The sequence below is a fragment of the Shinella sp. BE166 genome, from assembly GCF_051201095.1.
GTDB lineage: Bacteria > Pseudomonadota > Alphaproteobacteria > Rhizobiales > Rhizobiaceae > Shinella > Shinella lacus.
This window is the reverse complement of the sequence record NZ_JBPEHL010000002.1, coordinates 165960-191217: the sequence shown is the minus strand read 5'-3', so window position 1 is coordinate 191217 and position 25258 is coordinate 165960. Positions and strand designations below refer to the sequence as shown.

The following is a 25258-nucleotide window of genomic DNA, read 5'->3' as shown; positions in this document are numbered from 1 at the left end:
TCTCTCGTCTGCGGGCGGCTGTCACAGTGCTAGATAAGCCACAACTGCCAATGGTCAATCGCGCGGTCTCAACCGCGGCGGCTGATCACCGGCCCCTTTGCCGAACCGAATTCCGCCAGCACTGTCTCGCCGGCGATGGCCATCTGGCCGACGCTGACGCGCGGCTCGGCGCCTGCCGGCAGGAAGACGTCGAGGCGCGAGCCGAAGCGGATGAGGCCGAAACGTTCGCCGGCCTCCAGGCTGTCGTTCATCACGGTCCAGCACAGGATGCGCCGCGCTACGAGGCCGGCGATCTGCACCACGCCGATCTGGCCGTGCGCCGTTTCGATGACGAGGCCGTTGCGCTCGTTCTCCTGGCTCGCCTTGTCGAGGTCGGCATTGAGGAATTTACCGGCGCGATAGGCGACGCGCGAGACGCGGCCGCGCATGGGCGCGCGGTTCACATGGCAGTTGAAGACGTTCATGAAGACGGAGATTCGCATCATCGGCTGGTCGCCGAGCTCCAGCTCGGAGGGCGGCGTCACCATGGCGACCGCCGAGACGCGGCCGTCCGCCGGGCTGATGACGAGGTCGTCGTCCTGCGGCGTCATGCGCTCGGGGTCGCGGAAGAAATAGGCGCACCAGGCGGTCAGGATGAAGCCGATCCACATCAGCGGCTCCCAGGCGGCACCCAGCAGCAGCGAGGCGACGAAGAAGCCGGCCACGAACTTCCAGCCCTCCCGGTGGATCGGGACCAGGGTGCTGCGTATCGTATCGACCAAACTCATCTTCCGACATCTCCTGCTGTTTTCACGCCATGGACCTAGCGTGAAACGAGGGCGGGAGCAATGCGGCGTGGCGAATAGCCCCCAGCCGCTCCGCGCCTGCCTCACGTCAATCCCGCTGGGGTTTCAAAGGTTCCGTGGCGGCAAACGCCGTTTCGATGCGCTTCAGCAACCGCTCGGCGGCGGCGCGCGTGCGAAATTCGCGCGTCTCGAAACGCCGGCCATCCGCGGCGCTCAGGATGACGGCCCAGGTCGAATCCCCTTCCATCGCCTCCACCTCGACCACCTCCAGATGCATGTCGTCGTTCTCGCCGAAGGTATCGCGCCGAAGCTTCAGGAACGGCCGCTTGCGCTCAATGGTGATGCGGCCCGGCCCGACGATCCACAGCCCGGCCGCGCCATTCAGCCCGGCCCAGGCCACCGGCCCGCCGACCGACCAGGCACCCAGAATGAGAAAGAAGAAGAAGGGGCTGGTGATGTTGGGTGGCCAGACGCCGGGATGCAGCTCCCAGGTCGCGACCGTGACGACGAAAAGGCCGGCGAGGACAAGAAACAGGCGCAGCGCGAAGGGCACCGGAACGGGGTGCCGGAACAGGCCGTCTTCGCCGATCGTGTCCATCATCGACCTCCGCAATCCATCATGCGCCTCACCTTCTAACTTGGTGTTGACAAGCTTTGATCAACAGGGGCAAAATTTTCGCGTTGCTGTAGGGCGCATCGGCAAGGGCCGAAGGGGCAATGCCCACCTGCGAACCGAAACCGTAGCTGCGCCCATGCCCAACCTCGAAAACCTCAAGAAGCAGGCCAAGCAATATCTGCGCTGGCATCGCGAAGGGCACTATCCGGTGGCCGCGGCCATCCGCGCCGCCCTGCCCCGCTTCCGGCCCCTCACCGATCGTGAGGTGCTGGATGCGCCGTTCTCGCTTGCCGATGCGCAGGAGCTTATCGCCCGCCAGAATGGGTTTGAAGGATGGCAGGCGCTCAGGACAGGAGCCCTCGCCATGAGCGACACGACCGGAAAGAAACCCGAACAGCCATTCCTCAGCGGTGCGGAGCCGGTGCTTTACGTCGCCGATTTTCCCGCCTCGCTTGCCTTCTTCACGGAAAAACTCGGCTTTGCCGTCGATTTCACCTATGGCGACCCGCCCTTCTACGGCGTGGTCCAGCGCGACCGGGCGCGGCTCTGCCTGCGCTTCGTCGACGAGCCCGTCTTCGTCGGGGACATCCGCCGCCGGGAGGAGCTGCTGTCGGCCTCGATCACGCTCGACAGTGCGGCCGCGATCAAGCAGCTTTTCCTCGACTACCAGGCGGCCGGCGTCACCTTCCACCTGCCGCTGAAGACACAGCCCTGGGGTGCGCGCAACTTCATCCTGCTCGATCCGGACGGCAACCTGATCCTGTTTGCCGGCCCGGGAGATTGATGGGTCAGCTCGCCGCGGGATGGCGCACGACGATGCCGAGATCGTCGCTCTCGCGCACCTGCTTCAAGCGTTCCTCAGCCTGCACCGCCTCGCGCTGGCGGTTCCACATGGAGGCGTAAAGGCCGTCGTCGCGCTGCATCAGTTCGCCATGGGTGCCGCGCTCGGCGATCACGCCGTCCTTCAGCACGATGATCTCGTCGGCCGAAATGACGGTGGAAAGGCGGTGCGCGATGACGAGCGTGGTGCGGTTCTTCGACACGACGTCGAGTGCCGCCTGGATTTCCTGTTCCGTGCGGGTATCGAGCGCCGAGGTCGCCTCGTCGAGGATGAGGATCGGCGGGCTTTTCAGGATGGTGCGGGCAATCGCCACGCGCTGCTTCTCGCCACCCGAAAGCTTCAGCCCGCGCTCGCCGACCATCGCCCTAAACCCTTCCGGCAGGTGGCGGATGAAGGGGCCGATCTGCGCGGCCTCGGCGGCGGCGGAAACCTCCACGTCGCTGGCGCCCGGCCGGCCGTAGCGGATGTTGTAGGCGATGGTGTCGTTGAACAGCACCGTATCCTGCGGCACCATGCCGATCACCGAGCGCAGGCTTTTTTGCGTGACGTCTCGCACATCCTGCCCGTCGACGGTGATCGTGCCCTGCTGCACGTCGTAGAAGCGGTAGAGCAGCCGGGAGAGCGTCGACTTGCCGGCACCCGAGGGACCAACGACGGCCACAGTCTTACCTGCCGGCACATCGAAGGAAATGCCCTTGAGGATCGGGCGCGCCGGGTCATAGGCGAAGAACACGTCCTTGAAGGAGATCGCGCCCTCGGTCACGACGAGGTCGATGGCGCCCGGCTTGTCCTGCACCTCCTGTTCGACTTCCAGCAGGTCGAACATCTGCTCGATATCCGTCAGGCCCTGGCGGATTTCGCGGTAGACGAAACCGATGAAGTTGAGCGGGATGGCGAGCTGGATCAGCATCGCATTGATGAAGACGAAGTCGCCGACCGTCTGTTCGCCGCGCTGCACGGCCATCGCCGACAGCGCCATCATGACCGCCATGCCGACGCCGAAGATCAGCGCCTGGCCGAAGTTAAGCCAGCCGAGCGAGGTCCAGACCTGGGTGGCCGCCTTCTCGTAGCGCTCCATCGACTGGTCGAAGCGGCGCGCCTCCATCTCCTCGTTGCCGAAATATTTGACCGTCTCGAAGTTCAGGAGCGAGTCGATCGCCTTGGTGTTGGCTTCCGTGTCGCTGTCGTTCATCGAGCGGCGGATGGAAATGCGCCAGTCGCTCGCCCGCACGGTGAACCAGATGTAGAGACAGACGGTGATGGCGGTGACGACCAGGTAATCGAAGCCGTAGCCCCACCAGAAGATGGCGGCGGTCAGAAGGAATTCGATGAAGGTCGGGATGCTGTTGAGGATCGTGAAGCGCACGATCGTCTCGATACCCTTGGTGCCGCGCTCGATGACGCGCGACAGGCCGCCGGTGCGCCGCTCCAGATGGAAGCGCAGCGAGAGGCGATGCAGGTGCACGAAGGTGCGATAGGCGAGCTGGCGCACGGCATATTGCCCGACGCTGGCAAACAGCGCGTCGCGCAGCTGGTTGAGGCCGGCTTGCAGGATGCGCGCACCATTATAGGCGAGCACCAGCATGACGGCGCCGAGCAGGAATGTCGGCAGCAGGTTGACCGCGTCCGCCTTGCCGTTCAGCGCATCGGTCGCCCATTTGAAGAAATAGGGCACGAGCAGCAGCACGACCTTGGACAAGAGCAGGAAGACCGACGCCCAGACGACGCGCATCTTCAGGTCCGGCCGGTCGGACGGCCACATATAGGGCCAGAGGTTCACCAGCGTGTGGAAAGGATTGCTGCTGTCGGCCGAAACCGTCTTCTTCGTCGTAGTTGCCACGCTGGCCTCCGCCGGACCGCCGTGATGATCCGGGAATCGCTCGAATGAAAATGCGGCGCCCCGTGGAGCGCCGCATCGTGCAGATAGGTCCTTGCCGGCTGCTTCGCAACAGTCCGCGGGAAATCAATTCCCCCGCACGCGCTTGCGATGCAGTTCCTCGGCCTCGGCGTCGCTCTCCGCCGTCTTGTCCGGCACGCCGAACACCTGGCCGGGGATGATGCGGTCCGGATTGGTGATCTGGTCCTCGTTGGCGAGGTAGATCGTCGTGTAGCGGACGCCCTTGCCGTAGATGCGGCGGGAAATCTGCCACAGCGTATCGCCGCGCCGGATGATGACCGAGGTCTTGCTCGCCTGCAGCGGCGCCTGCTCCACCGTTTCCGGCTCCTCGGCCACCGCCTGCTCGCTGCCCGTTGCCGTGCCGCCAGCGGTGGTACCGCTCTCGGTCGAAGCGGCCGTGCCGCTCGCCGTCGTGGTGTCCTCCGCCGGGGTGGTGGTTTCGGCAACCGGTGCGCCGCCGACGCCTTCGCTGCCGGAGGCCACGGCATTGGCCGCTGCCGTCAGCGACGGCATGCCTTCGAGTGCTGCGAGCGCCTGCTGGTAGGCTTCCTTGCCGGCGCCGGCCGGAACAGCGGCGAGGCGGTCGAGCGCCGTCGAGGCCCAGCCCTTCAGCCGCTCGATGGCCGCGGTGACGTCTGCGGCCGTGCCGGCGGGCGGGGCGAAGCCGGTGATGCTCTTCAGTGCGGTTTCAAGCGCCGAACGGGCGGTCTGGATTTCCGCCGTGGTCGCGTTGCGGCCGTCGGAGAACAGGCTCACGAACTGCTGCTGGAGGGCGGTCGCCTGGTCCGCGAGCGCCTCGATCGAGCGGTCCGCCGCGGCAGAGGCCGCACCGACCACCGCCTCGGCCTTCTCGATTGCCGGTGCCAACGCTTCGGCGACAGCGGTCTCGATGGAGCCGAGCGCTGCGCCGACCGCAGCCGCATCCTTCGGAAGCGACTGGAGGCTGGCAAGGGCGGAGGCTGCCGCGGCGGAGGCCCTGGCGGCCATGTCGCGGGCGGCCTCGCCTTCCTCAGCACCGGGCCGGAATTCGGCCAGCGAGCGCAGTGCGATCTCGGTCGCCGAGCGTGCAGCCGCCAGTTCCTCGGCCGTGGGCACGCGGCCGTTGGCATAGAGGCCCTTCAGGAGCGCGATCGCCTTGTCAGCCTCGCTGCGCAGCTTGTCGAAGGTGCCGCCGCCGATGAGGCCGAGCGCCGGGCCGGTATCGCCCGTGGCGCTGTCCTGCGCCACCACGGCAACCTGCTCGCCTTCCGGCCGGTCGAACGGAACGGAGGCGCGGAACTCCACCTTGCCGCCGTCGGGGCTCATCACGTCGGCGCGCACGGTGTGGCGGCCGACAGACAGGTCGATCGTGCCGTCTGCAACGTAACGGCCGGCCTCGTCGGCCTTCGCCTCGCCGACGAGCTTGTCGTCGGCATAGATGCGCACCAGCGCACCGGGCTTTGCCGTGCCGGCGATGAACATGCGCTCGCCTTCCAGCTCGACCGCCGAAACGCGGGCCTGTGCCTTGGACGTGGCTTCCGTCGCGGTGACGCCCGCAGCGCCTTCAGCCGTGGCGGCGCTTTCCGTCGCGGCACTCTGCGTGTCGGCCCCCTGCGTGTCGGCGCTGGCGGTTGCGGTCTCGCCCGATGCGGCGGCGGTGCCTTCGTCGGTCGCCTTGGCCGTCTCGGTGGCAGGCTTTTCGACGGCCGTCGTTCCGGCGTCGGTCGCCGTGGCGGTCTCGCCGGCCGGCTGGTCAAGCGTCTTTTCCGCCGTCGCCGTGGCATCGGCCGCCGCTTTTTCGGCCGCTTCCGGCACCGTGATCAGGCGGCTCGCCTCACCGGGCTTGGAGACCATGGCGAGAAGCTCGCCGGCGGTGTCCTTGGGTACGGAGACGGTCGCGACCTCTTCCGAGGTCTTCGTCGCGCCCTTGTCGTCCTTGGTGTTGAGGGTGAGCTGGTAGTCGCCGGCCGCAAGCGGCTGGTCGAAGACGGCGGCGAAATCGCCGGACGGGCCGATATCGGCCGTCGCGACCACCGTCTCGCCGTTCTTGATTTCCAGCTTGGTATTGGGCTGGCCGCGGCCGGCGATCACCGTGGAGCCATCCGGCTCGACACGCAGCAGATCGAAGGCGGGCGTGACCCAGGCGGCGGTCGCATCGGCCGGCGTCGTCTCGGCCTTGGCGACCTCCTGCGTCGCGGTCTCGGTGGATGCCGCCTCGCCGGTCGTGGCGTCCGCTGCCGGCTTCTCGGCTTCCGCGGTGGCATCGCTTCCAGTGGCGGGTTCGGTCGTCGTCGCTGTGCCGGTCTCGGTCTTCGGACGGGCCTGTTTTCCGTCCGCCGTCGTGGTCTCGCCGCCCCCTTCCGTCACCTTGTTGGTGAGGTTGGCGACGGGCGTTTCCGCCGGCGTTTCCTTGTTCATGTTGGGCAGCACGAGGAAAACCATGAGCAGCGTTGCCACCGCCAGCACGATCAAGGCCACCAGACCGGTCTTGTTGTTCATCATCAACTCTCTTTCTATCCCGGTTTCGCGGGCGTCCCCTCCTGAAATTGCTACCGATTCCCAAGGTTTTGCACAAGGTTCCCGAGACGTTCCAGGCCCTTGGCCCCGTGCTTTTTCCGTCATTATCCTTGACGAGGCTCCTGCCGGGTGGCTGAATCCCGTCATGAGTGAACAAACCCTGCCGATTCGATCCGTCTGCGTCTACTGCGGCTCCCAGCCAGGCCGTGATTCTGCCTATATCGCTGCAGGCCGGCGGCTGGGTCAGGCCATGGCCGAAAACCATCTCCGCCTCGTCTACGGCGGCGGCACGAAAGGCATCATGGGGGCGGTCGCCAGCGGCGTGCTCTCGCATGGCGGCCGCGTCACCGGCATCATACCTCAATTCCTCGTCGATATGGAGGCCACGCGCCATTCGCTGGGGCAATTGAGCGAATTGATCATCACGCCCGACATGCACGAGCGAAAGCACAAGATGTTCGACCGCGCCGACGCCTTCGTGGCGCTGCCGGGCGGCATCGGCACGCTGGAGGAAATCGTCGAGGTGATGACCTGGGCGCAGCTCGGCCGCCATCGCAAGCCGATGGTCTTCGCCAATATCGGCGGCTTCTGGGATCCGATGCTGAAGCTCATCCGTCACATGGCGGACGAAGGCTTCATCCACACCGCCCATCTCGTGCAGCCGATGGTCATCGACGAACCGGAAGAGATCGTCTCCGCCCTCGTCGAGCACTGGGCCGGCCAGGTGGACCGCGACGGCGAAGCGGACATCATCGCGCGGCTTTGAGGCGTATCAGCCGAAAACCTCTCCTCCGTCATGGTCGGGCCTGACCCGACCATCCACGCCCTACGTGCCGCATGGATCCTCGGGTCGAGCCCGAGGATGACGTCGCGGGTGGGCGAGGTTCATTCCGCCGGCTTGAGTTCCGTGGCGGCGATGCGGCGTGCCCGCGCCGTGCGCAGCATGGAGCCGGAATAGATGACCAGCGCCACCCAGATCAGGATGAAGGCGATCAGCTTGGCCGTGCCAAAGGGCTCGCCGAAGACGAAGACGGCGATGATGAAGATCATCGTCGGCGCGATGTACTGCATGATGCCGATGGTCGAGAGGCGCAGCAGCTTCGCTCCGTTGGCATAGATCATCAGCGGAATGGCGGTGACGATGCCGCAGGCGAGCAGCCACAGCACGTCCGCCATGCCGGTATCGCCGAAATGCCCCTCGCCCGAGGCTTCGAGCCAGACGATGTAGCCGAGCGCCGGCACGCTGAGCAGCAGCACTTCCAGGAAGAAGCCCTGGTTCGGGCCGATGGGCAGCGTCTTGCGGAAGAAGGCGTAGAAGCCCCAGGACAGGCAGAGGCCGATCGACACCCAGGGCAGGCCGCCGGCATCGAAGGCGAGCACGCCGACGGCGACGGCGGCAAGCGCGATCGCCACCATCTGTGCCCGGTCGGGCATTTCCTTCAGGAGGACCGCGCCGAGGAAGATCGAGAAGAGCGGGTTGATATAGTAGCCGAGCGCCGTCTCGATCGCCCGGCCCGCGCCGATCGCCCAGACGTAGATGCCCCAGTTGATGGTGATCAGCACCGCCGTCAGCGTCGCCATGCCGAGCATGCGCGGCGAGCGCAGCGCCGCCTTGATATCACCCGTGCGCCCGAGCCAGACCAGCACGAGGCCGGCAAGCGGCACCGACCAGACGATGCGGTGCGCCACCACCTCGGAGGCGGGGATATGCGCCACGGCCTTCATGAAGAAGGGCAGGAAGCCCCAGAGCAGGTAGGCCGTCAGGGCGAAGGCAAAACCGCGCGGCGAATCGCCGGTTTGGGGGCCGCTGGTGGAATTCGCGTCGGCCATGGTGTCATTTCCCGTCGATTTATGGATTTTCCGACGTCGTACTCCAACCAACGCAAATGCACCAATTCATTCCGGTGAAGGGATGATGAGCGGCGCTGAACCTATCCCTTTATTCTGCAGCCACCCGGCCGGCCTCGCCGCGGTTCTTCAGGAGCTTGTAGACGATCGAATCCATCAGCGCCTGGAAGGAGGCGTCGATGATGTTGTCGGAGACGCCGACCGTCCACCAGCGCGCGCCGCTGCCGTCGGTCGATTCGATCAGCACGCGCGTGATCGCCTCGGTGCCGCCATTGAGGATGCGCACCTTGTAGTCCGCCAGTTCCAGATCGGCGATCTCGGCCTGGTATTTGCCGAGGTCCTTGCGCAGCGCCAGGTCCAGCGCGTTGACCGGGCCGTGGCCCTCGGCCACCGACATCATCGTCTCGCCATCGACGATGACCCGCACCACCGCTTCCGACACGGTCTTGAGCTGGCCGTTGGCATCATAGCGTCGCTCGACCATCACGCGAAAACTCTCGACGTGGAAGAAATCCGGCACCGTGCCGAGCGTGCGGTAGGCGAGCAGCGCGAAGCTCGCATCGGCGCCTTCGTAGGCATATCCGGTCGCCTCGCGTTCCTTGACGATCTGGATGAGGCGGTCGAGTTTCGGATCGTCCTTGCCGACCGTGATGCCGCGCAGTTTCAGCGCGTTGATGAAGTTCGCCTTGCCGCCCTGGTCCGACACCATCACCTTGCGCAGGTTGCCCACGCTTTCCGGCGTAACGTGCTCGTAGGTGCGCGGGTCCTTGAGCAGCGCCGAGGCGTGGATGCCGGCCTTGGTGGCGAAGGCGGAGGCGCCGACATAGGGGGCCTGATGGTCGGGCGAGCGGTTCAGCAGTTCATCGAACGTGTGGGCCAGCTTGGTGAGGCCGGTGAGCTTTTCCGCGTCGATGCCGATCTCGAAGCGCCCGGTATAGGCTTCCTTCAGCGCCAGCGTCGGGATCAGCGTCACCAGATTGGCATTGCCGCAGCGCTCGCCGATGCCGTTCAGCGTGCCCTGGATCTGGCGCACGCCCGCCTCGACGGCGGCGAGCGAATTGGCGACGGCCTGGCCGGTATCATTGTGGGCGTGGATGCCGAGGTTTTCGCCCGGCACGCCGGCAGCGACCACCGCCTTGACGATCGCCTGGATTTCCGACGGCTGCGCGCCGCCATTGGTGTCACAGAGCACGACCCAGCGCGCGCCGGCGGCAAAGGCCGTGGTGGCGCAAGCCAGCGCATAATCCGGGTTGGCCTTGTAGCCGTCGAAGAAATGCTCGCAATCGACCATGGATTCGCGGCCGGAGGCGACGACCGCCTTCACCGATTCCGAGATGCTTTCGAGGTTCTCCTCGTTCGAACAGCCGAGCGCCACGCGCACATGATAGTCCCAGCTCTTGGCGACAAGACAGATCGCGTCGCTCTTCGAGCCCAGCAATGCGGCAAGTCCCGGATCGTTGGAGGCGGAAACGCCGGCGCGCTTCGTCATGCCGAAGGCGACGAACTTGGCGCGGCCGGTGCGTTTCTTCGCGAAGAAAGCCGTATCCGTGGGGTTGGCGCCCGGATAGCCGCCCTCGACATAGTCCAGGCCGAACGCGTCCAGCATGCCGGCAATCGCAATCTTATCCTCGACGGAAAAGTCGATGCCGGGCGTCTGCTGGCCATCGCGCAGCGTGGTGTCGAAGAGGTGGATACGGTCTTTTTTCATCGGTTCCCTCCCTGGGAACGGTCTTGTCTTACTGCTTGCCCGCGAACTTGTCGGTCGCGTAGATCAGCCGGTCGAGGATGCCCGGCTCGGAATAGGCGTGCCCTGCCCCTTCCACAATGTAGAATTCCGCTTCCGGCCAGGCCTTGTGCAGCCCCCAGGCATATTTCGCCGGGCATGGCATGTCGTAGCGGCCGTGCACGATGAGACCCGGAATGCCCTTCAGCTTGTGGGCATCACGCAAGAGCTGCCCTTCCTCCAGCCAGCCGGCATTGACGAAGAAATGGTTCTCGATGCGGGCGAAGGCGTGGGCGTATTCTTCCTCGGCGAAGGGATCGCTGGTCGCGGGCTCCGGCAAAAGCGTGATGGTCTCGCCTTCCCAAAGGCTCCAGGCCTTGGCGGCGGCGATGCGGGTCGCCTTGTCGTCGCTGGTAAGGCGGCGATGGTAGGCGTGCATCATCTCGTGGCGCTCTTCCGGCGGGATGGGCGCGATGAAGCGCTCCCACTTGTCCGGGAACATTTCCGAGACGCCGAACTGGTAGTACCAGTCGAGTTCGCCCTTGGTCAGCGTGTAGATGCCGCGCACGACGAGTTCGGAGACGCGCTCCGGGTATTTTTCCGCATAGGCGAGCGCCAGCGTCGAGCCCCAGGAGCCACCGAAGACCAGCCATTTTTCCGCGCCCGCCATCTCGCGCAGCCGCTCGATATCGGCAACGAGGTGCCAGGTCGTGTTGGCCTCCAGTTCCGCATGCGGCGTGGACTTGCCGCAGCCGCGCTGGTCGAACAGCGTCACGTCGTAGAGCGCCGGGTCGAACAAGCGGCGGTGGTTCGGGCCGATCGTGCCGCCGGGGCCGCCATGCAGGAAGACGGCGGGCTTGGCGCCGGGCGTGCCGACGCGCTCCCAATAGATGCTGTGCCCGTCGCCGACGTCGAGATGGCCGGAGGCGTAGGGTTCGATTTCGGGGTAGAGGGTGCGCAAGGTCTCGCTCATAATTTCAATCCGTGGGCAGGCCAGTTTTCGGTGTCGTGATCGGGGTGCTGGAAGGAGATGATGCTCTCCTGCTGGCTGTAATAGTCCGGGTCTTCATGGACCGGCTGGTCGAAGATCGTCGTGACCCAGGGGTTGCGCGATCCGTAGTTGACCTGGATCTGCGGCGCGAGGTCGCTTCGGTCGTCGAAGGCGCCGATGGCGATTTCCAGCCCGCCGGGATGCTTGTAGGTCAGCGGCGTGCCGCATTGCTTGCAGAAGCCGCGGGCGATGTTGATGGAGGACTGGAAGTAGCTCGGCTCGTCGCGCGTCCATTCCGTCTCGCCCTTTACGGTGACGAGCGGGCCGAAAAAGCCGCCGAACTGCTTCTGGCACATGCGGCAATGGCAGATCGACGGGCGGCCGAGTTCGCCCCTGATGCGGAAGCGGACGGCGCCGCACTGGCAGCCTCCGGTACGAACGGTCTCTGTCATGTCTAGTCCTCCGGCGGCCAATGATCGGTGTCGTAGTCGGGATGCTGGCGGTTCGAGTCGCGAATTTTTGCGTGACGCGCCTCGCCACCCTCCCCCTCGTTGCTCTCGCTTTCGGCAAGCTTGGGCAATTGCGCAAACCAGACGAGCCGCGATTCGAAGCCGGACTGGGCGATCGGCCGCACGTCGTCCGGGTCGTCGAGCGAACCGAGCGTGACGTTGATATGCGCGGATGCGAGGCCGTCATAGAACAGTGGCGTGCCGCAATCCCGGCAGAAGCCGCGGCGCACGATCTCGGACGACTGGAACCATCCGGGCTCGCCGCGCGTCACCGAAAAGCGCGCGCGCGGCGCATTGGCGAGCGGCAGGAAATAGTTGCCCGCCGCCTTCTGGCACATGCGGCAATGACACAGATGCGGATCGCCGAGCGTGCCCTCCACGCGGTAACGCACCGCGCCGCACTGACAGCCGCCGGTATAGATGCGCGAGATGCTCATCGTTTCCGCTCCGGCGGCCAATCGTCGGTGTCGTGGTCGGGGTGCTGGTAGGAGACGAGATCGGCCAGAAACGACGCCGCGTCCTGGTCCGCCATCGTATCCTCGCCCGGCAGGTCGTGGATACTATCGACATAGGGCAGCTTCGCCTCGATGCCCCATTGGATGCGCGGCGCGATCCCGGCCGGATCGTCGAAGGCGGCGATGGTGAGCGCCACCCCGTCCGGCGCCTCATAGGTCAGCGGCGTGCCGCAATCGCCGCAGAAGCCGCGATAACCATGGTTCGAGGATTGGAACCGCTTGGGCTCGCCCCGCGTCCAGGTGAGCTTTGCCTCGCGCACGGAAACGAGCGGCAGATAGAAATTCCCGCTCGCCTTCTGGCACATGCGGCAATGGCAGACCGACGCATCACCCAAAGCGCCCTCGACATGGAAACGCACGGCGCCACACTGGCAGCCGCCGGTGTAGAAGGGGGTGCTCATGGCGCGGCCTCCAGCCAGTTTTCGACCTTCAGGCCTTCCACGCGGGAAAATTCGCGGATGTTGGCGGTGACGAGTGTCAAGTCGAGCGAGAGGGCATGGGCGGCGATCAGCATGTCGTAAGGGCCGATCGGGGTTCCCTTGCGTTCGAGCTCATAGCGTATCTCAGCAAAACGCTCGCTCGCGTCCGATTCCAGTGGCACGGCCGGAACGGCCAATAGAAATGTCTCCACGCGATTGCGAAGAGCTTCCGAGCCCTTCTTTTTGACGCCAAAGCGCAATTCGCAGACGGTGACAGCGCTGAGACACAGGCGGCCTTTGCCCGCAACCCTGCTTCGTACCACGGCAGCGCCTTCCGGATTGCGCACCATATCCGACACGATATTGGTATCGAGCATGTAGCGGTGATCGCTCACAAGTCGACATCCCTTGGCGGCAGCAACCCTTCATCGATATCCGGGAAGTCTTCCTCCAGCGGCTCGAGCGTGGCAAGCCATTCGAACAGGTCGAGCTTCTTGAGCTTCGGCTCGATGATAAGTCGGTCGCCCTCCTTGCGCATCACCGCCTCATTGCCGGGAAGTTCAAACTCCACGGGAATGCGGACCGCCTGGTTGCGGCCATTGCGGAAAAGCTTGACGTCGCGTTCCGGCGACGGTTCGGGCAATTCTTTCGGTCTCGCATTCATGGCGGCCTCCATCGATTACGACATATGCCTAAGCATATGCCTTTGCCTCTTCTAGCACAACATCACCGCTTCACCTCCCAAGTCGTCACCCGCTCGCCCGTTTCCGGGTCCTTGCCGTCCTTGAGCTGGACACCCTTGGCGGCGAGGTCGTCGCGGATCTTGTCGGCTTCGGTAAAATTCTTCGCCTTCAGCATTTCGAGGCGGAGCTGGATGATCGTGTCGATGCTGTCCTCCAGCGCCTTGGAGACCTCCGCCTTCCTCGGTACGACGCCGAGGAGTTCGGCGCTGGCGGCGAAGACGGGGAGCATCAGCGGGTCGCCGTTGGCGCATTGGGCGAGCGCGTGCAGCGCCTGGATGGCGGCAACCGTGTTCAGGTCGTCGCGCAAGGGGGCGAGCACGCTTTCGTCGACGCGGCCTTCCGCGGCTTTGCCCTCGGCCGGCCATTTGGCGAGGAGGCGCTCGGCCTCCTCCAGGCGCTTGACGCTGAAGTCGATCGGCTCTCGATAATGCGTCATCAGCATGGCGAGGCGCAGCACCTCGCCCGGCCATTTGCGGCCGCCGAATTTCTCTTCCTCCAGCAGTTCCGAGATCGTGTAGAAATTGCCCTCGGACTTCGACATCTTGCGGCCCTCGACCTGCAGGAAGCCGTTGTGCATCCAGACATTCGACATGACCTTGGTGCCATGCGCGCAACGCGACTGGGCGATCTCGTTTTCGTGGTGCGGGAAGATGAGATCGAGGCCGCCGCCGTGGATGTCGAAGGTCTCGCCCAGATAGGCGGCCGACATGGCGGAGCACTCGATATGCCAGCCCGGACGGCCGCGGCCCCAGGGGCTTTCCCAGCCGGGCTCTTCCAGCGAGGAAAGCTTCCACAGCACGAAATCGCCGGGGTTCTTCTTGTGCAGGTCGACGGCGACGCGGGCGCCAGCCTGCTGTTCGTCGAGGTTGCGCTTCGAAAGATCGCCGTAGTCGGCCATGGAGCGCGTGTCGAACAGCACTTCGCCGTTCGCTTCATAGGCATGGCCGCGTTCGATGAGACGTTGAATCAACGTAATCATGTCCACCTTGCCATCGTCGCGCGGCTGCACGAATTCGGTGGCGCGCGGCTCGTGCGTCGGCTGCATCGCGCCAAGGGCGGCGATGTCGGAATGGAACTGGTTTGCCGTCTTCTCCGTCACGCGACGGATCGCCTCGTTCAGCGGGAGCGTGCCGTTCTCGATCTCGCTCCCGAAATCGCGCAGCGCCCGGGCGTTGATCTTGTCGTCGACGTCCGTGATGTTGCGGGCATAGGTGACGTGGCTTTCGCCATAGACATGGCGCAGCAGACGGAACAGCACGTCGAAGACGATGACAGGCCGCGCATTGCCGATATGGGCGAAGTCATAGACCGTCGGGCCGCAGACATACATGCGCACATTGTCGGGATCGATGGGCTGGAAGGGCTCCTTCGACCGCGTGAGCGTGTTGTACAGCGTCAGGACCGGCGTGTCGGCCATAAGAATCTCCCCAAAAGGCGTAAACCCGGCTGGCCGGGTCGTTGTCATCCGGGGATTTTGAGGGACGAAAACGGCCGGGCCAGCGCGTGCGCTAGCGAATAATGCTCCGGCGAATGCAGAGTACCGTTTTCATGGCCTGCTTTATCGCGCCGTCGCGGCGTCCGGTCAAGCGGCCCCAAAGCGAAAATCGCGCCGCCGGCGCCCTGTTCCCGCGGTGACACGATCGTGCGCTCCCCCATGCGAGAAAGGAGACACAAGACCGGCGAAGGCCGCCGGCAAACGAAGGGACAGCATAATGACTATCCGAAAGACTGGGACCACCCAGAAGACCGGCACCCGCCCCGCGAGCGATCTCGCCACCCGATACAATCCGATCGGCATTCGCGCCGTCGCCGCCGCAGCCTTGCAGGTCAAGGTAAAGCACTTTCCCGGAAAATGAATGTAAGTGGCGGTTATAATTGTTGATCGCAGAAACCCGCAATTTGGGGTCTTCGCCTCTAAGCGATCAAAGTTTGAGCAGAATTTGGCCGAATGGGTCGCGTAAATGCATAGCTCATTGGGGGTAGCAACCGGGGACATCATACGGGGCTACCTGCTCACTTCAGGAGAATGACAATGTCGACCGTAAGGAAGCAACCGCTGCAGAAGACCGCAGCAAACGAAAATCTTCAGGAGCGCTACAAGCCGCTCGGCCTGCGTGCCGTCGTCGCGGCCACGCAGTGCAAGCCTGAGACGAAGTCCGAGGACAAGCGCAAGAAGCGCGACATTCCGGCCGTGCTTCAGCCGCTCTACGACTGAGCCGCTTCGAGGCAATTTGCCGGGAATGATTTCAGAACAGCGAAAGCTGATCGGACAGCGGGGGCGCTTGTGCGCCCTTTTTCTTTTCCGGTAGCGCCTCGTCCGCGCGCTCTTCCACCGGCTCCAGAATATCCGGTCCCATATTGGCAACCTTGCCCACCTTGTCGGATACCGGGATCGCCTCGAAGAAGCCCTCGTCGATCGGCTTCATCAGATCGACCACGTCGCGCGGCTCCTGCGTCTTGCAGTCCAGCCAGCGCGAAAAATCCTCCGGGCGGATGACCACCGGCATGCGGTCGTGAACGCGGCTGATGTCGTTGTTGGCCGCCGTCGTCAGGATCGCGCCGGTATCGACCTCCGAACCATCCGCCGAAGACCAGGTCTCCATGAGGCCGGCAAAGGCGACGATCTCGCCCTTTTTCGGGCGGATCCAGTAGGCCTGCGCCTTGGCGCCCTTCTCCTCCGGCCGGCGCCATTCGAAGAAGCCGGAGGCCGGCACGAGAATGCGGCGGTGGCGCATGGCGGCCTTGAAGGATGCCTTGCCGATCGCCGTTTCGGCGCGCGCATTGATCAGCAGCGGAAAGTCGCGCGGGTCCTTCACCCAGCCGGGCATGAAACCCCAGCGCACCAGCATGGCCTTGCGCTCCGGCAGGTTGCTGCCGGGCTCCTGCCTCTCGCCCGCAATCACGATCAGGATCGGCTGCGTCGGCGCGATGTTGTAGCGCTCGGGCGTATCCTCGATGTTCAGGACATTGAGGAATTCGCGCATAAGATCGGCTTTGGCCAGCAATGCAAATCGTCCACACATGGCGTCGTCATCGCACTTTGCCTATAAGGGGTCAATCGAGCGCAACCGAACCGGATCGCGATGAAGAAGTCGAAGAAACCACAGCCCGCCTCCTCCGCCATCATCGAGCGCGACGGGCGTTATCTGCTCGTGCTGCGCAGCAATCCGCCGTCCGCCGACATGTATGCCTTTCCCGGCGGGCGGGGCGAGGATCGCGAGACGCCGGCCGAGACGGCGCTGCGCGAACTCTTCGAGGAAACCGGCATTCGCGGCGAAAAGCCGCTGCTTTTCGCCACCTACGACCTGCCCGGCCGCCTGGACGCGCCTGACAGTCCCTCCTTCTTCCTCTCCGTGTTCAAGGTGCGGGCAGACGAGGACGCCATCGCCGTCGCCTCAGACGATGCCGCAAGCGTCGGCTGGTATTCGGCAGAGGAAATCGCAAACCTGCCGGCGCCCGACAGCGTGCGCGAATGCATCGCGCGGCTGGAAGCCGAACGGGCGAGACGCAGCGCATGACGGTGATTCGCCTTGCCCTTCTCGCAAGTCTCCTCCTCGCAGGTCCCGCCTTCGCCCAGCAGGCGAGCGGCGACAAGGCGGCCGAGACGCCGGACGCCGCCGTGGTGGAGGAAAAATCGGCACCCTATGACGAGCGGCTGGAGCGGCTCTCCGAGATCATCGGCGCGGTGCACTATCTGCGCAATCTCTGCACGGACAAGGCAGAGGACGGCTGGCGGGCGTCGATGCAGCGGCTGATCGAGATGGAAGCGGGCAATGAACCGAAGCGGCAGGAAAAGCTGACGGCTGCATTCAACCGTGGATACCGCTCTTTTGCGGCCATCTATACCGCTTGCACCGACTCGGCGGTTGTCGCAGAACAGAGATACCGTAACGAAGGTGCAACACTTGCCACAGAAATTACCGCGCGATTCGGAAATTAGCGGTTAATTAACCTCTTTCTTCACGAGCCAGTGCCGTTTTGGGAAAAGGCTGCTAAGGTCGTTAACAGTCGAGTAAGAACTGAAATGCCTCGCATGGACCGATTGATGGAACCTACTCTCAACGATATCGACGAGATGATCGTGCACGAGAAGATGCAGGCCGCTCTGGAATACCAGAACGAGGCCTGGGCCGACGGCATGGCTGATGGCATCGAACCGGAAATCATCGCCGATGCCGCGATCGCACTCGCCATGCGCGAGACGATCCGCATCCATGGCGAACGGGGCGCGGAAGCGATGCTCGAATCGCTGCGCGAGCGTATGCTGGCTGGAGAATTCTCCCCCGAGCGCATCCTGCAATAGGCTGGAAAGACAAGTCATGCAGACGTCGCCTGACGGCAAAATGCTGTTTCGCAGCAGCCTTATCGCCTTGTCGGTGCTTTTCGCGACAACCGCGCTGGTGGCGCCGGTGCGCCCCGCCTTTGCGCTCAGCGAATTGAAGAACGAACAGGGCCAGGTGCAGCAGAAGCCGGCCGAGGGCGGCGAAACGCCGACCGTCGAGGAAGAGGAGCCGCAGGAGGAGGAGCAGCAGACCACCCCCCTCGAACTGCCGCTGCCCGACCCGCTGATTCGCCGCGGCGACACCGTGACCGAGCCGACCGAAGACGCGCCCGTCACCGACGACAAGTCCGACGACGAGCCGCAGGCGCCCGTCGAGGTGCTCTACGATATCGGCAAGGCGCCCGAAGCGGTGCGCCGCATGCGCGAACTGATTGTGGAGGCCGCCGCCTCCGGCGATATCGAGCGCCTGCGCCCGCTGCTCGGCAAGGGCGTCACCGAGACGCAGGTCTCCATCGTCGAGACAGACGAAGGCCCGGTCGAAACGCTGAAGGGCCAGTCCGGCGACAGCGAGGGCATCGAGGTGCTCGCCATCCTGCTCGACGTGCTGGCGACCGGCTTCGTGCATGTCGGAAAGGGCACGCCGGACGAAATGTATGTCTGGCCCTATTTCGCCGAAAAGCCGCTTGCGACGCTGACGCCACCGGAAAAGGTGGAGCTTCTGCGCATCGTGACCGCCGGCGACTTTGCCGACATGCAGGAATTCGGCAGCTATAATTTCTACCGCATCGGGATTACGCCGGACGGCCAGTGGAAATTCTTCATAACGGGCGATTGAGCTGCTTTAGCCACGCATGATCCGGGTGGGCCGCCTCGATGCCGGCCGCCAGCCAGCGCCGTTGCGCCGCGTCGAGTTTCGGCAGGGCCTTTTCGAAATCGGCCTCGTCCTTGTCGCGCCGGTATTTTGCCTTGAAGAGCAGGATCGCCTCCGGCGCAAGATAGGGAATGCCCTCGGCGCTCACCCGCACCACTTCTTCGCGCGGCCGGCGGATCGACGGGTCACGCTTGTAGATCCAGGTCTCCGGCGTGCCTTCCTCCAGCATCATATCGACACGCCAACAGCGCGCCGCCACATCCTCGCACCACACCTGCGCGATCTCGGCGGGCGGCGCTTCGTCCGGTGCAAGCGGCTCGACATGGCCGTCGCCAACCGCATGGAAGCGCAGGCCTGACTGGGCATCGCGGAAGAGTGTGAAATCGCCGCGCAGCACGGTGAATTCGAGATCCTCGTGCGGACGCGTCTCGAAGCCATGCCAGAGATCGAGCGCCCAGCCGCCGACGACGCACCACGGCTGAGCGATGCCGGCAAGCCGGCGGGCAAGCTCGCGCGGATGCCAGGCGGACCACGTATCATGGGGAAGTGTCGGCTGAGCGTTCATCGGTGCCTCGTCATCATTCGAGCGCCCTTCTGGCCCAACGCGGGCACGCGGACAAGACAGCACGACCTTGCGAAAGCCGCCCGGGCGTTCTACTTCTGTTTCAACAGGTGCGATGGTGCACCGCCCGCGGCCCGCATGTTGCCGGCGCGCGAAAAACTGGATCGAATCATGCCTTCCGTCACGCTTTCCGGCCGCGCCTTTCTCCGCCTTTCCGGCAAGGATGCCGAGACCTTCCTGCAATCGCTGATCACCACCAACCTGCCGGACCTGCCGGCCGGCGAAATCCGCCCCGGCGCGCTGCTGACGCCGCAGGGCAAGATCCTGTTCGACTTCCTCATCCGCCGCGACGGCGTCGAGGCCTTCCTGATCGAGACGACGGAAGACCAACGCGATTCGCTGCTCAAGCGGCTCACCATGTACAAGCTGCGCGCCGCAGTCGATCTCGCGATTATCGAAGGCGACGCGGTGACGATCGCCTGGGACGCTCCCGAGGCCGATGCGGCGCGCGACGCGCGCTTCGCCAAGGCCGGCCTCGCCGTCTCCCGCCGCCCCGGCGCCGGCGGCAGCGACGACCCGGCGCTCTACGATGCGCTGCGCGTCGGCGCCGGCATCCCGGAAGCCGGCCGTGACTACACGCTTTCCGACGCCTTCCCGCACGACATCATCCTCGATCTCACCGGCGGGCTTTCCTTCCGCAAGGGATGTTACGTCGGGCAGGAGGTGGTCTCGCGCATGCAGCACCGCGGCACCGCACGCCGCCGCCCGGTCATCGTCACGGGCGAGGCCGCCCTTCCCGCGACCGGCACCGAGCTTCTCGCCGGCGGCAAGCCGATCGGCGCGCTCGGCAGCGTCTCCGGCGCCCTCGGCCTTGCCATCGTGCGCATCGACCGCGCGGCCGACGCGATCAACAGCGGCACGCCGATCACCGCCGACGGCGCCCCCGTCACCGTCGAGCTCGCCCCATGGACCGGCCTCGCCTTCCCCCAGGACGCCTCCGAGGTGCCGGCGCAATGAGCGGAGCGACGCGCGCGAAGACGGAGCCGCGCGCCTGGCAGCGCATGCTGTCCGGCCGCCGTCTCGACCTGCTCAATCCCTCGCCGCTCGATATCGAGCTTTCCGACATCGCCCATGGCCTTGCCCGCGTCGCGCGCTGGAACGGCCAGACGAACGGCGACCATGCCTTTTCGGTGGCGCAGCATTCGCTCGTCGTCGAGGCGATCTTTCGCCAGCAGAACCGCTGCGATGCGCACGAATGCCTGATGGCCCTGCTGCACGACGCGCCGGAATATGTGATCGGCGACATGATCTCGCCTTTCAAGGCGGTGGTCGGCGGCGGCTACAAGACGGTGGAAAAGCGGCTGGAGGCCGCAGTGCACCTGCGCTTCGGCCTGCCGCCGGCAACCCCCGCCGGCCTGAAAGCCAAGATCAAGAAGGCCGACCAGGTCGCCGCCTTCTTCGAGGCGACAGAGCTTGCCGGCTTCTCGCATGCCGAGGCGATCAAGTTCTTCGGCGCGCCGCGCGGTATCACGCTGGAGATGATCGAGATCGCGCCGCTTCCCGCCATCGACGCGCAGCAGCGTTTTGCCGACCGGTTCACGGCGCTTGAAGGGGAGCGCGGCGCGGCCGCCGCGGCGGTGTGAGCATGGGCACGATCGTCGTCGCCCCGCTGGGAAAGATCGCGGAACTCGCCGTGCGCCACCGCTGTCGCGAGATGCTGAGCCTCGTTGCGCCGAAACAGGGTTTTCACCGGCCCGCCGTCATAGACGCCGCGCGCCACATGATCATCGGCGTCAACGACATCGCCTTTGCCGGCACCGGAAAGCTCGTCGCGCCCGGCGAGGAGCATGTCGCCGCGATCATCGGCTTTGCCCGCGGCTGGGACCGGCAGGCGCCCTTGCTGGTGCATTGCATGATGGGCGTCTCCCGCTCGCCCGCCGCCGCCCTCCTCGCGGCCCTGGCCGTGGAACCGGACCAGGACGAACACGACCTGGCGAAACGCCTGCGCCGCGCCTCCGTGCAGGCAACGCCGAATGCCCGGCTGATCGAGATCGGCGACCATGTGCTGTCGCGGGGCGGCCGGCTGGTCGCCGCCGTCAATGCGATCGGCCGCGGCGCGGACTATGTCGGCGACAGCCCCTTCGTCTTTTCCGCCATGCCGGAAACGGTGCAGCCATGACGGAGCACCCTGCCCGCCCGCCGGTCGAAATCGGCCTCAATGCCGCAGTCGTCGCGATTTCCGAGCGCAACCCCTGCATCCTGGCGATCGGCGGCGAGGGTGCGCGGGCACGCGACGCGCTGCCCTTCGGCCCCTTCGACCCGCAGCAGCACCGCACCTTCGAGACGAGCCTGCGCGCCAGCGTGGAAGCGCAGACGGCGCTGAAACTCGGCTATATCGAGCAGCTCTACACCTTCGGTGATCGCGGCCGCCAGAAACTGCCGGACGAAGCAGGCACGCACATGGTCTCTGTCGGCTATCTCGCGCTCACCCGCACCGATGCCGAGGCGAACGAGCAACTGGCGGAAGCGGGCGCGGCCTGGCGCGACTGGTACACCTACCTCCCCTGGGAGGACTGGCGGCAGGGCCGGCCGGCGCTGATCGACCAGCTCATCCTGCCGGCGCTGAAGGCCTGGGCGGCCGAGGTGGTGCAAGCGGAGCGCACCACGCCGCGCACCCGCATCCGCCTCGCCTTCGGCCTCGACGATTTCCCCTGGGACGAGGAGCGCGTGCTGGAGCGCTACGAGCTGCTTTATGAGGCGGGTCTCGCCGAAGAGGCGGTGACGGATGGCCGCGCCCGGCCCGGCCAAGTCTCGCCCGGCGTCGCGATGCGGCACGATCATCGCCGAATCCTCGCGACCGCCATGGCGCGGCTGCGCGGCAAGCTCAAATATCGCCCGGTGATCTTCGAGCTGATGGCGCCGGAATTCACGCTGACTGAATTGCAGGCGACGGTGGAGGCGATCTCCGGCCGTCATCTGCACAAGCAGAATTTCCGCCGCCTCGTGGAGGGCGCCGAACTCGTCGAACCGACGGGAAGCTCGACCTCCGCCACCGGCGGGCGCCCCGCCGCCCTGTTCCGCTTCCGCCGCCGCATTCTGGAAGAACGCCCGGCGCCTGGCCTCAAGGTCGGCATGCGCTAGCCGGAACTTATCGGCCATCGTGCCATTCCCCTCAACGATATCAACGACCGGGGAAAGGTTTCATGGAACAACAGGCAACAGACATCATCGTTGCGACGCGGGCCGCGCTGGCGCAGGCAAGCGCGCTCGCCGTGCAATATTCCTTCTCGATTATGGGCGCGCTGGTGCTGCTGGTGCTCGGCTGGTTTCTCTCGCGAATCCTGCATCGCTGGGCGCTGACCGGGCTTTCGCATGTGCGCGGCATCGATGCGACGCTCGCGCATTTCTTCGCGAACATCCTGCGCTATGCCGTGCTGATCCTGGTCTTCGTGACGGTGCTCGGCCAGTTCGGCGTGCAGACCGCCTCGATCATCGCCGCCCTCGGCGCCGCCGGCCTGGCCATCGGTCTGGCCCTCCAGGGCACGCTGCAGAATATCGCCGCCGGCATCATGCTGCTCGTTCTCAGGCCTTTCCGGGTCGGCGAATATATCGAGACGAAGGACGTTTCCGGCACGATCACCGAGGTCGGGCTCTTTGCCACCGAACTCAAGACCAGCGACGGCCTCTATCGCCTGGCGCCGAATTCCACGCTGTGGAACACGCCCGTCACCAATTTCAGCCGCGAGCGTACCCGCAAGCATGATCTCAAGGTGAAAGTGGCAAACGACCGCGACATCGACGACGAGATCGACCGCCTGCTGACGATCGCCCGGCAGGATTCGACGATCGAATCCGTGCCGGCGCCGCAGGTCTTCGTCGATAGTCTGGAGGAAAGTTCGGCCATTCTGACGCTGCGCTACTGGGTCTCGACGCCGCAATGGTTCAAGACGACGCGGGAGATGAACCGCCGCGTGCGCATCGCCTTCGGCCAGAAGCTGGCCGGGCCGGAGCCTGATGCGGCCCCGGCCGAATAGGCTCTTATTCGATCACGGCGCAGGCGAGACGATCGCCCGCGCCGCCGGTCGGGTCGGTGCGGTAGTCGTCCGAGCCGGCATGCACGATCAGAGCGCGGCCGCGAATGCCGCGTTCGGCATCGTCGAGCCGCACCATGGTGGAATAGACCTGCGCGCGCAGCACGCCGTCATCCGCCACATACTGGTTCGGCAGGTCGCCGGCATGCGGGCCATTGGCCGCCGCAAAACCATGTTCCTTGCCGTCCGGATTGAAATGGCCGCCAGCGGAGTCATGGCCGCCGGCATGGTCGCAGGTGCCGGTTTCATGGATATGCAGCGCCACCCATTTGCGCGGCTCCAGGCCCGAGACTTCCACCTCGAAGAGGACGCCGTCGTTTCCGGCGGTGATCTGCGCCCGGCCGGTTTCCTTGCCGGAGCGATCGACGAAATTGGCCTGCGCCGTATCCTTGGCCTGTTGCGCGAAAACGGGGCTGGCGAGTCCTGCAAGCGTGCCCGCCGCCGCCGCGAGTGCCATGATCTTCAACATGATGCGTCCTTCCGATTGTGATTGCTCATGAAACCGGAACGCATCGCCGTCGGGGGTGTTCCAGGCTAGCCGCTCACGACAACGTCAAGGCCGATGTCGAGCGTCGGCGCAGCCATGGTGATCTTGGAGGTCGAAATATAGTCGACGCCGGTCTCGGCGATGGCGCGGATCGTCTTGAGGTTGACGTTGCCGGAGGCTTCGAGTTTCACGCGGCGCGGATCGGTCGCATAGGTCGCATCCGTCAGGCCGGCGCAATCGCGGTTGATCTCGACGGCGCGGCGCAGCAGTTCCGGCCCCATATTGTCGAGCAGGATGACATCGGGCTGCGCCTCCAGCGCCTCCTCCAACTCCTCCAGCGTCGTCACCTCCACCTCGACCTTCACCAGATGACCGGCGAAGGCGCGCGCCGCGCGGATGGCGCCCGCCACCCCGCCGGCAACTGCAATATGATTGTCCTTGATGAGGATCGCGTCATCCAGCCCGTAGCGATGCGAAGAACCGCCGCCCATGCGCACCGCATATTTTTCCAGCGCCCTGAGCCCCGGAATAGTCTTGCGCGTGCAGCAGACCTTTGCCGCCGTATGGGCAATCTCGTCGGCAAACCGCGCGGTGTGGGTCGCGACGCCGCACAGATGCATGAGGAAATTGAGCGCCACCCGCTCGGCCGAAAGAACCGCGCGCGCCGGCCCGGACACTTTCGCGATCACCGTGCCGGGCGCGAGCTTGTCGCCATCCTTCACGAAGGCCTCGAAGCGGATCGCCGGGTCCGTCAGCCGGAACGCTGCGCGGGCAAGCTCAAGCCCGGCGACGACGCCGTCCTCGCGCGCATTCAGCTCCGCCGCCGCCGCCATCTCCGGCGCGATCGTCGCCTGGCTGGTGATGTCGCCTGCCCGCCCGAGATCCTCCGACAAGGCCGCGCGCACCTGTTCCTCCACCATCAGGGGCGAGAGGACGGGGAGATAGGGGGTGGTCATGGCTGTTGATCCTTTTCAGGGCTATTGGCGTCGACGAGCCGCTTCAGCGGCTCCATGCGTTCATGCAGGACGCGGAGTATGACGATATCCTGCGCGCCCTCCGCTCCGGCCACAAGATGGTAATAGAGAACATGCGAGGCGGCATGACGCCGGCCGGCGGCGCGCGAGAGATGCAGGGAGCGCACGCCGGGGCGCAGTTCGTCGCGGTCGCGCGAGGCAGGCCGGCCGGGGTCCTCCGCCAGAAGGTCGAGGGCGTGCTCGATCAGCGAGGCGTAGCGCATCGCCTGCTCGGCGCCGAACGTCGCCACGGTGTAGCGGGCGATTTCGGCGAGATCCCGTTCGGCCTCCCGAGTCAGCCGGACACGGCTCATCGCTCGGCGACGGCCGCGGAAAAGATGTGGCTGACGGATCGCTCGGCAAATTCGCCACGCTCGGATTGCGCCAGTCCGGCATCGACCGCCTTGCGCAGCATCGCGAGTTTTGCCGCCTCGCTTTCCTGCTCCTGGCGCATCAGGCGCAGCGCGTCGCGCACGACCTCGCTTGCCGAGACATAGGAGCCGCTTGCGACGGCATCCTCGATGAAGTCGGTGAATTCCGGTGTCAGGCTTACGTTCAGTGTCGGCATG

At 65.4% G+C, this 25258-nt stretch carries 32 protein-coding genes; 13 read left to right on the top strand and 19 right to left on the bottom strand.

Translation table 11 applies throughout. The annotated features are described in order from the left end of the window. Positions 1–68: 68 nt before the first annotated feature. On the bottom strand, positions 69–872 hold the full coding sequence (locus J2Y63_RS04910) for a phosphatidylserine decarboxylase (protein WP_435265190.1): 804 nt from the start codon (positions 870–872) through the stop codon (positions 69–71). A gap of 1 nt (position 873) precedes the next feature. Continuing rightward, positions 874–1383, bottom strand: coding sequence for a hypothetical protein (locus tag J2Y63_RS04905; RefSeq protein ID WP_435265189.1), 510 nt, complete (start codon positions 1381–1383; stop codon positions 874–876). 154 nt (positions 1384–1537) lie between these two features. On the opposite strand from J2Y63_RS04905, the gene J2Y63_RS04900 reads away from it, so the two are divergent. Further along, entirely contained in the window at positions 1538–2185 is a 648-nt protein-coding gene (locus J2Y63_RS04900; protein ID WP_435265188.1) for a VOC family protein, read from the top strand. Positions 2186–2189: 4 nt separating this feature from the next. Here J2Y63_RS04900 and J2Y63_RS04895 read toward each other — a convergent pair whose 3' ends face one another. Both J2Y63_RS04895 and J2Y63_RS04890 read right to left on the bottom strand, forming a co-directional pair. Further along, complete coding sequence (locus tag J2Y63_RS04895) at positions 2190–4082, bottom strand: ABCB family ABC transporter ATP-binding protein/permease (RefSeq protein WP_435265187.1); 1893 nt, start codon at positions 4080–4082, stop codon at positions 2190–2192. A gap of 123 nt (positions 4083–4205) precedes the next feature. After that, positions 4206–6620, bottom strand: a complete 2415-nt coding sequence (locus J2Y63_RS04890) for a LysM peptidoglycan-binding domain-containing protein (protein WP_435265186.1) — start codon at positions 6618–6620, stop codon at positions 4206–4208. 160 nt (positions 6621–6780) lie between these two features. Here J2Y63_RS04890 and J2Y63_RS04885 point away from each other — a divergent pair, with 160 nt between their 5' ends. Further along, positions 6781–7401, top strand: a complete 621-nt coding sequence (locus J2Y63_RS04885) for a TIGR00730 family Rossman fold protein (protein ID WP_256118821.1) — start codon at positions 6781–6783, stop codon at positions 7399–7401. Positions 7402–7520: 119 nt separating this feature from the next. Here the strand turns inward: J2Y63_RS04885 and rarD are convergent, their stop codons facing one another. The 9 genes from rarD to cysS all read right to left on the bottom strand — a co-directional run bounded on the left by rarD (position 7521) and on the right by cysS (position 14800). Then, the gene (rarD, locus tag J2Y63_RS04880) at positions 7521–8465 is read right to left on the bottom strand and encodes an EamA family transporter RarD (protein WP_435265185.1); all 945 of its coding nucleotides are present in this window, start codon (positions 8463–8465) and stop codon (positions 7521–7523) included. A 109-nt stretch (positions 8466–8574) separates the two neighbouring features. Next, positions 8575–10191 carry a citramalate synthase gene (gene cimA, locus J2Y63_RS04875; protein WP_435265184.1) on the bottom strand — a complete coding sequence of 539 codons (1617 nt, stop codon included), beginning with the start codon at positions 10189–10191 and terminating at the stop codon, positions 8575–8577. Between the two features lie 28 nt (positions 10192–10219). Continuing rightward, positions 10220–11179 (bottom strand): prolyl aminopeptidase, encoded by a 960-nt coding sequence (gene pip / locus J2Y63_RS04870; protein WP_256118818.1) that lies wholly within the window; start codon positions 11177–11179, stop codon positions 10220–10222. Beyond that, positions 11176–11649: a GFA family protein gene (locus J2Y63_RS04865; protein ID WP_435265183.1), complete on the bottom strand. Its 474-nt coding sequence runs from the start codon at positions 11647–11649 to the stop codon at positions 11176–11178. Before J2Y63_RS04865 ends, pip begins: the two co-directional genes overlap by 4 nt. 2 nt (positions 11650–11651) lie before the next feature. Next, positions 11652–12143: a GFA family protein gene (locus tag J2Y63_RS04860; protein WP_435265182.1), complete on the bottom strand. Its 492-nt coding sequence runs from the start codon at positions 12141–12143 to the stop codon at positions 11652–11654. After that, positions 12140–12622, bottom strand: a complete 483-nt coding sequence (locus tag J2Y63_RS04855) for a GFA family protein (protein WP_435265181.1) — start codon at positions 12620–12622, stop codon at positions 12140–12142. Before J2Y63_RS04855 ends, J2Y63_RS04860 begins: the two co-directional genes overlap by 4 nt. Next, on the bottom strand, positions 12619–13017 hold the full coding sequence (locus J2Y63_RS04850) for a type II toxin-antitoxin system VapC family toxin (RefSeq protein ID WP_256119078.1): 399 nt from the start codon (positions 13015–13017) through the stop codon (positions 12619–12621). Before J2Y63_RS04850 ends, J2Y63_RS04855 begins: the two co-directional genes overlap by 4 nt. A 14-nt stretch (positions 13018–13031) precedes the next feature. After that, positions 13032–13304 carry an antitoxin gene (locus tag J2Y63_RS04845; protein ID WP_256118814.1) on the bottom strand — a complete coding sequence of 91 codons (273 nt, stop codon included), beginning with the start codon at positions 13302–13304 and terminating at the stop codon, positions 13032–13034. A 62-nt stretch (positions 13305–13366) separates the two neighbouring features. Further along, entirely contained in the window at positions 13367–14800 is a 1434-nt protein-coding gene (gene cysS / locus J2Y63_RS04840) for a cysteine--tRNA ligase (protein WP_435265180.1), read from the bottom strand. A 295-nt stretch (positions 14801–15095) separates the two neighbouring features. On the opposite strand from cysS, the gene J2Y63_RS04835 reads away from it, so the two are divergent. Then, positions 15096–15239: a hypothetical protein gene (locus J2Y63_RS04835; RefSeq protein WP_435265179.1), complete on the top strand. Its 144-nt coding sequence runs from the start codon at positions 15096–15098 to the stop codon at positions 15237–15239. Between the two features lie 176 nt (positions 15240–15415). Continuing rightward, on the top strand, positions 15416–15598 hold the full coding sequence (locus tag J2Y63_RS04830) for a hypothetical protein (protein WP_256118811.1): 183 nt from the start codon (positions 15416–15418) through the stop codon (positions 15596–15598). Positions 15599–15629: 31 nt separating this feature from the next. Here the strand turns inward: J2Y63_RS04830 and J2Y63_RS04825 are convergent, their stop codons facing one another. Then, entirely contained in the window at positions 15630–16406 is a 777-nt protein-coding gene (locus J2Y63_RS04825) for an SOS response-associated peptidase (RefSeq protein WP_435265178.1), read from the bottom strand. Positions 16407–16466: 60 nt separating this feature from the next. On the opposite strand from J2Y63_RS04825, the gene J2Y63_RS04820 reads away from it, so the two are divergent. The 4 genes from J2Y63_RS04820 to J2Y63_RS04805 all read left to right on the top strand — a co-directional run bounded on the left by J2Y63_RS04820 (position 16467) and on the right by J2Y63_RS04805 (position 18500). Further along, positions 16467–16901: an NUDIX hydrolase gene (locus tag J2Y63_RS04820; RefSeq protein WP_435265177.1), complete on the top strand. Its 435-nt coding sequence runs from the start codon at positions 16467–16469 to the stop codon at positions 16899–16901. Then, a complete protein-coding gene (locus J2Y63_RS04815; protein ID WP_435265176.1) occupies positions 16898–17323 on the top strand; it encodes a TIGR02301 family protein in 426 nt (141 codons plus the stop codon). The genes J2Y63_RS04820 and J2Y63_RS04815 overlap by 4 nt, the downstream gene beginning before the upstream one ends. Positions 17324–17416: 93 nt before the next feature. Continuing rightward, a complete protein-coding gene (locus tag J2Y63_RS04810; protein ID WP_256118807.1) occupies positions 17417–17686 on the top strand; it encodes a hypothetical protein in 270 nt (89 codons plus the stop codon). Positions 17687–17702: 16 nt separating this feature from the next. Next, positions 17703–18500 (top strand): hypothetical protein, encoded by a 798-nt coding sequence (locus J2Y63_RS04805; protein WP_435265175.1) that lies wholly within the window; start codon positions 17703–17705, stop codon positions 18498–18500. Here the strand turns inward: J2Y63_RS04805 and J2Y63_RS04800 are convergent. Beyond that, positions 18484–19101: an amino acid transporter gene (locus J2Y63_RS04800; protein WP_435265174.1), complete on the bottom strand. Its 618-nt coding sequence runs from the start codon at positions 19099–19101 to the stop codon at positions 18484–18486. The two genes, J2Y63_RS04805 and J2Y63_RS04800, sit on opposite strands and share 17 nt — an antisense overlap. A gap of 168 nt (positions 19102–19269) precedes the next feature. On the opposite strand from J2Y63_RS04800, the gene J2Y63_RS04795 reads away from it, so the two are divergent. The 5 genes from J2Y63_RS04795 to J2Y63_RS04775 all read left to right on the top strand — a co-directional run bounded on the left by J2Y63_RS04795 (position 19270) and on the right by J2Y63_RS04775 (position 23132). Next, on the top strand, positions 19270–20115 hold the full coding sequence (locus J2Y63_RS04795) for a YgfZ/GcvT domain-containing protein (protein WP_435265173.1): 846 nt from the start codon (positions 19270–19272) through the stop codon (positions 20113–20115). After that, a complete protein-coding gene (locus J2Y63_RS04790) occupies positions 20112–20741 on the top strand; it encodes a YfbR-like 5'-deoxynucleotidase (RefSeq protein ID WP_435265172.1) in 630 nt (209 codons plus the stop codon). Before J2Y63_RS04795 ends, J2Y63_RS04790 begins: the two co-directional genes overlap by 4 nt. Before the next feature lie 2 nt (positions 20742–20743). Beyond that, positions 20744–21277 carry a tyrosine phosphatase family protein gene (locus J2Y63_RS04785; RefSeq protein ID WP_435265171.1) on the top strand — a complete coding sequence of 178 codons (534 nt, stop codon included), beginning with the start codon at positions 20744–20746 and terminating at the stop codon, positions 21275–21277. Continuing rightward, positions 21274–22239 (top strand): NUDIX hydrolase, encoded by a 966-nt coding sequence (locus J2Y63_RS04780; protein WP_256118801.1) that lies wholly within the window; start codon positions 21274–21276, stop codon positions 22237–22239. Before J2Y63_RS04785 ends, J2Y63_RS04780 begins: the two co-directional genes overlap by 4 nt. Positions 22240–22301: 62 nt before the next feature. After that, complete coding sequence (locus J2Y63_RS04775; protein WP_435265170.1) at positions 22302–23132, top strand: mechanosensitive ion channel family protein; 831 nt, start codon at positions 22302–22304, stop codon at positions 23130–23132. Between the two features lie 4 nt (positions 23133–23136). Here the strand turns inward: J2Y63_RS04775 and J2Y63_RS04770 are convergent, their stop codons facing one another. The 4 genes from J2Y63_RS04770 to J2Y63_RS04755 all read right to left on the bottom strand — a co-directional run bounded on the left by J2Y63_RS04770 (position 23137) and on the right by J2Y63_RS04755 (position 25257). Further along, positions 23137–23655, bottom strand: coding sequence for a superoxide dismutase family protein (locus J2Y63_RS04770; RefSeq protein ID WP_435265513.1), 519 nt, complete (start codon positions 23653–23655; stop codon positions 23137–23139). Positions 23656–23723: 68 nt separating this feature from the next. Next, positions 23724–24632 (bottom strand): carboxylating nicotinate-nucleotide diphosphorylase, encoded by a 909-nt coding sequence (gene nadC, locus J2Y63_RS04765; protein ID WP_435265169.1) that lies wholly within the window; start codon positions 24630–24632, stop codon positions 23724–23726. Then, complete coding sequence (locus J2Y63_RS04760) at positions 24629–25003, bottom strand: type II toxin-antitoxin system RelE/ParE family toxin (protein WP_435265168.1); 375 nt, start codon at positions 25001–25003, stop codon at positions 24629–24631. Before J2Y63_RS04760 ends, nadC begins: the two co-directional genes overlap by 4 nt. Further along, positions 25000–25257 carry a type II toxin-antitoxin system ParD family antitoxin gene (locus J2Y63_RS04755; protein ID WP_435265167.1) on the bottom strand — a complete coding sequence of 86 codons (258 nt, stop codon included), beginning with the start codon at positions 25255–25257 and terminating at the stop codon, positions 25000–25002. The genes J2Y63_RS04760 and J2Y63_RS04755 overlap by 4 nt, the downstream gene beginning before the upstream one ends. Position 25258 lies beyond the last annotated feature (1 nt).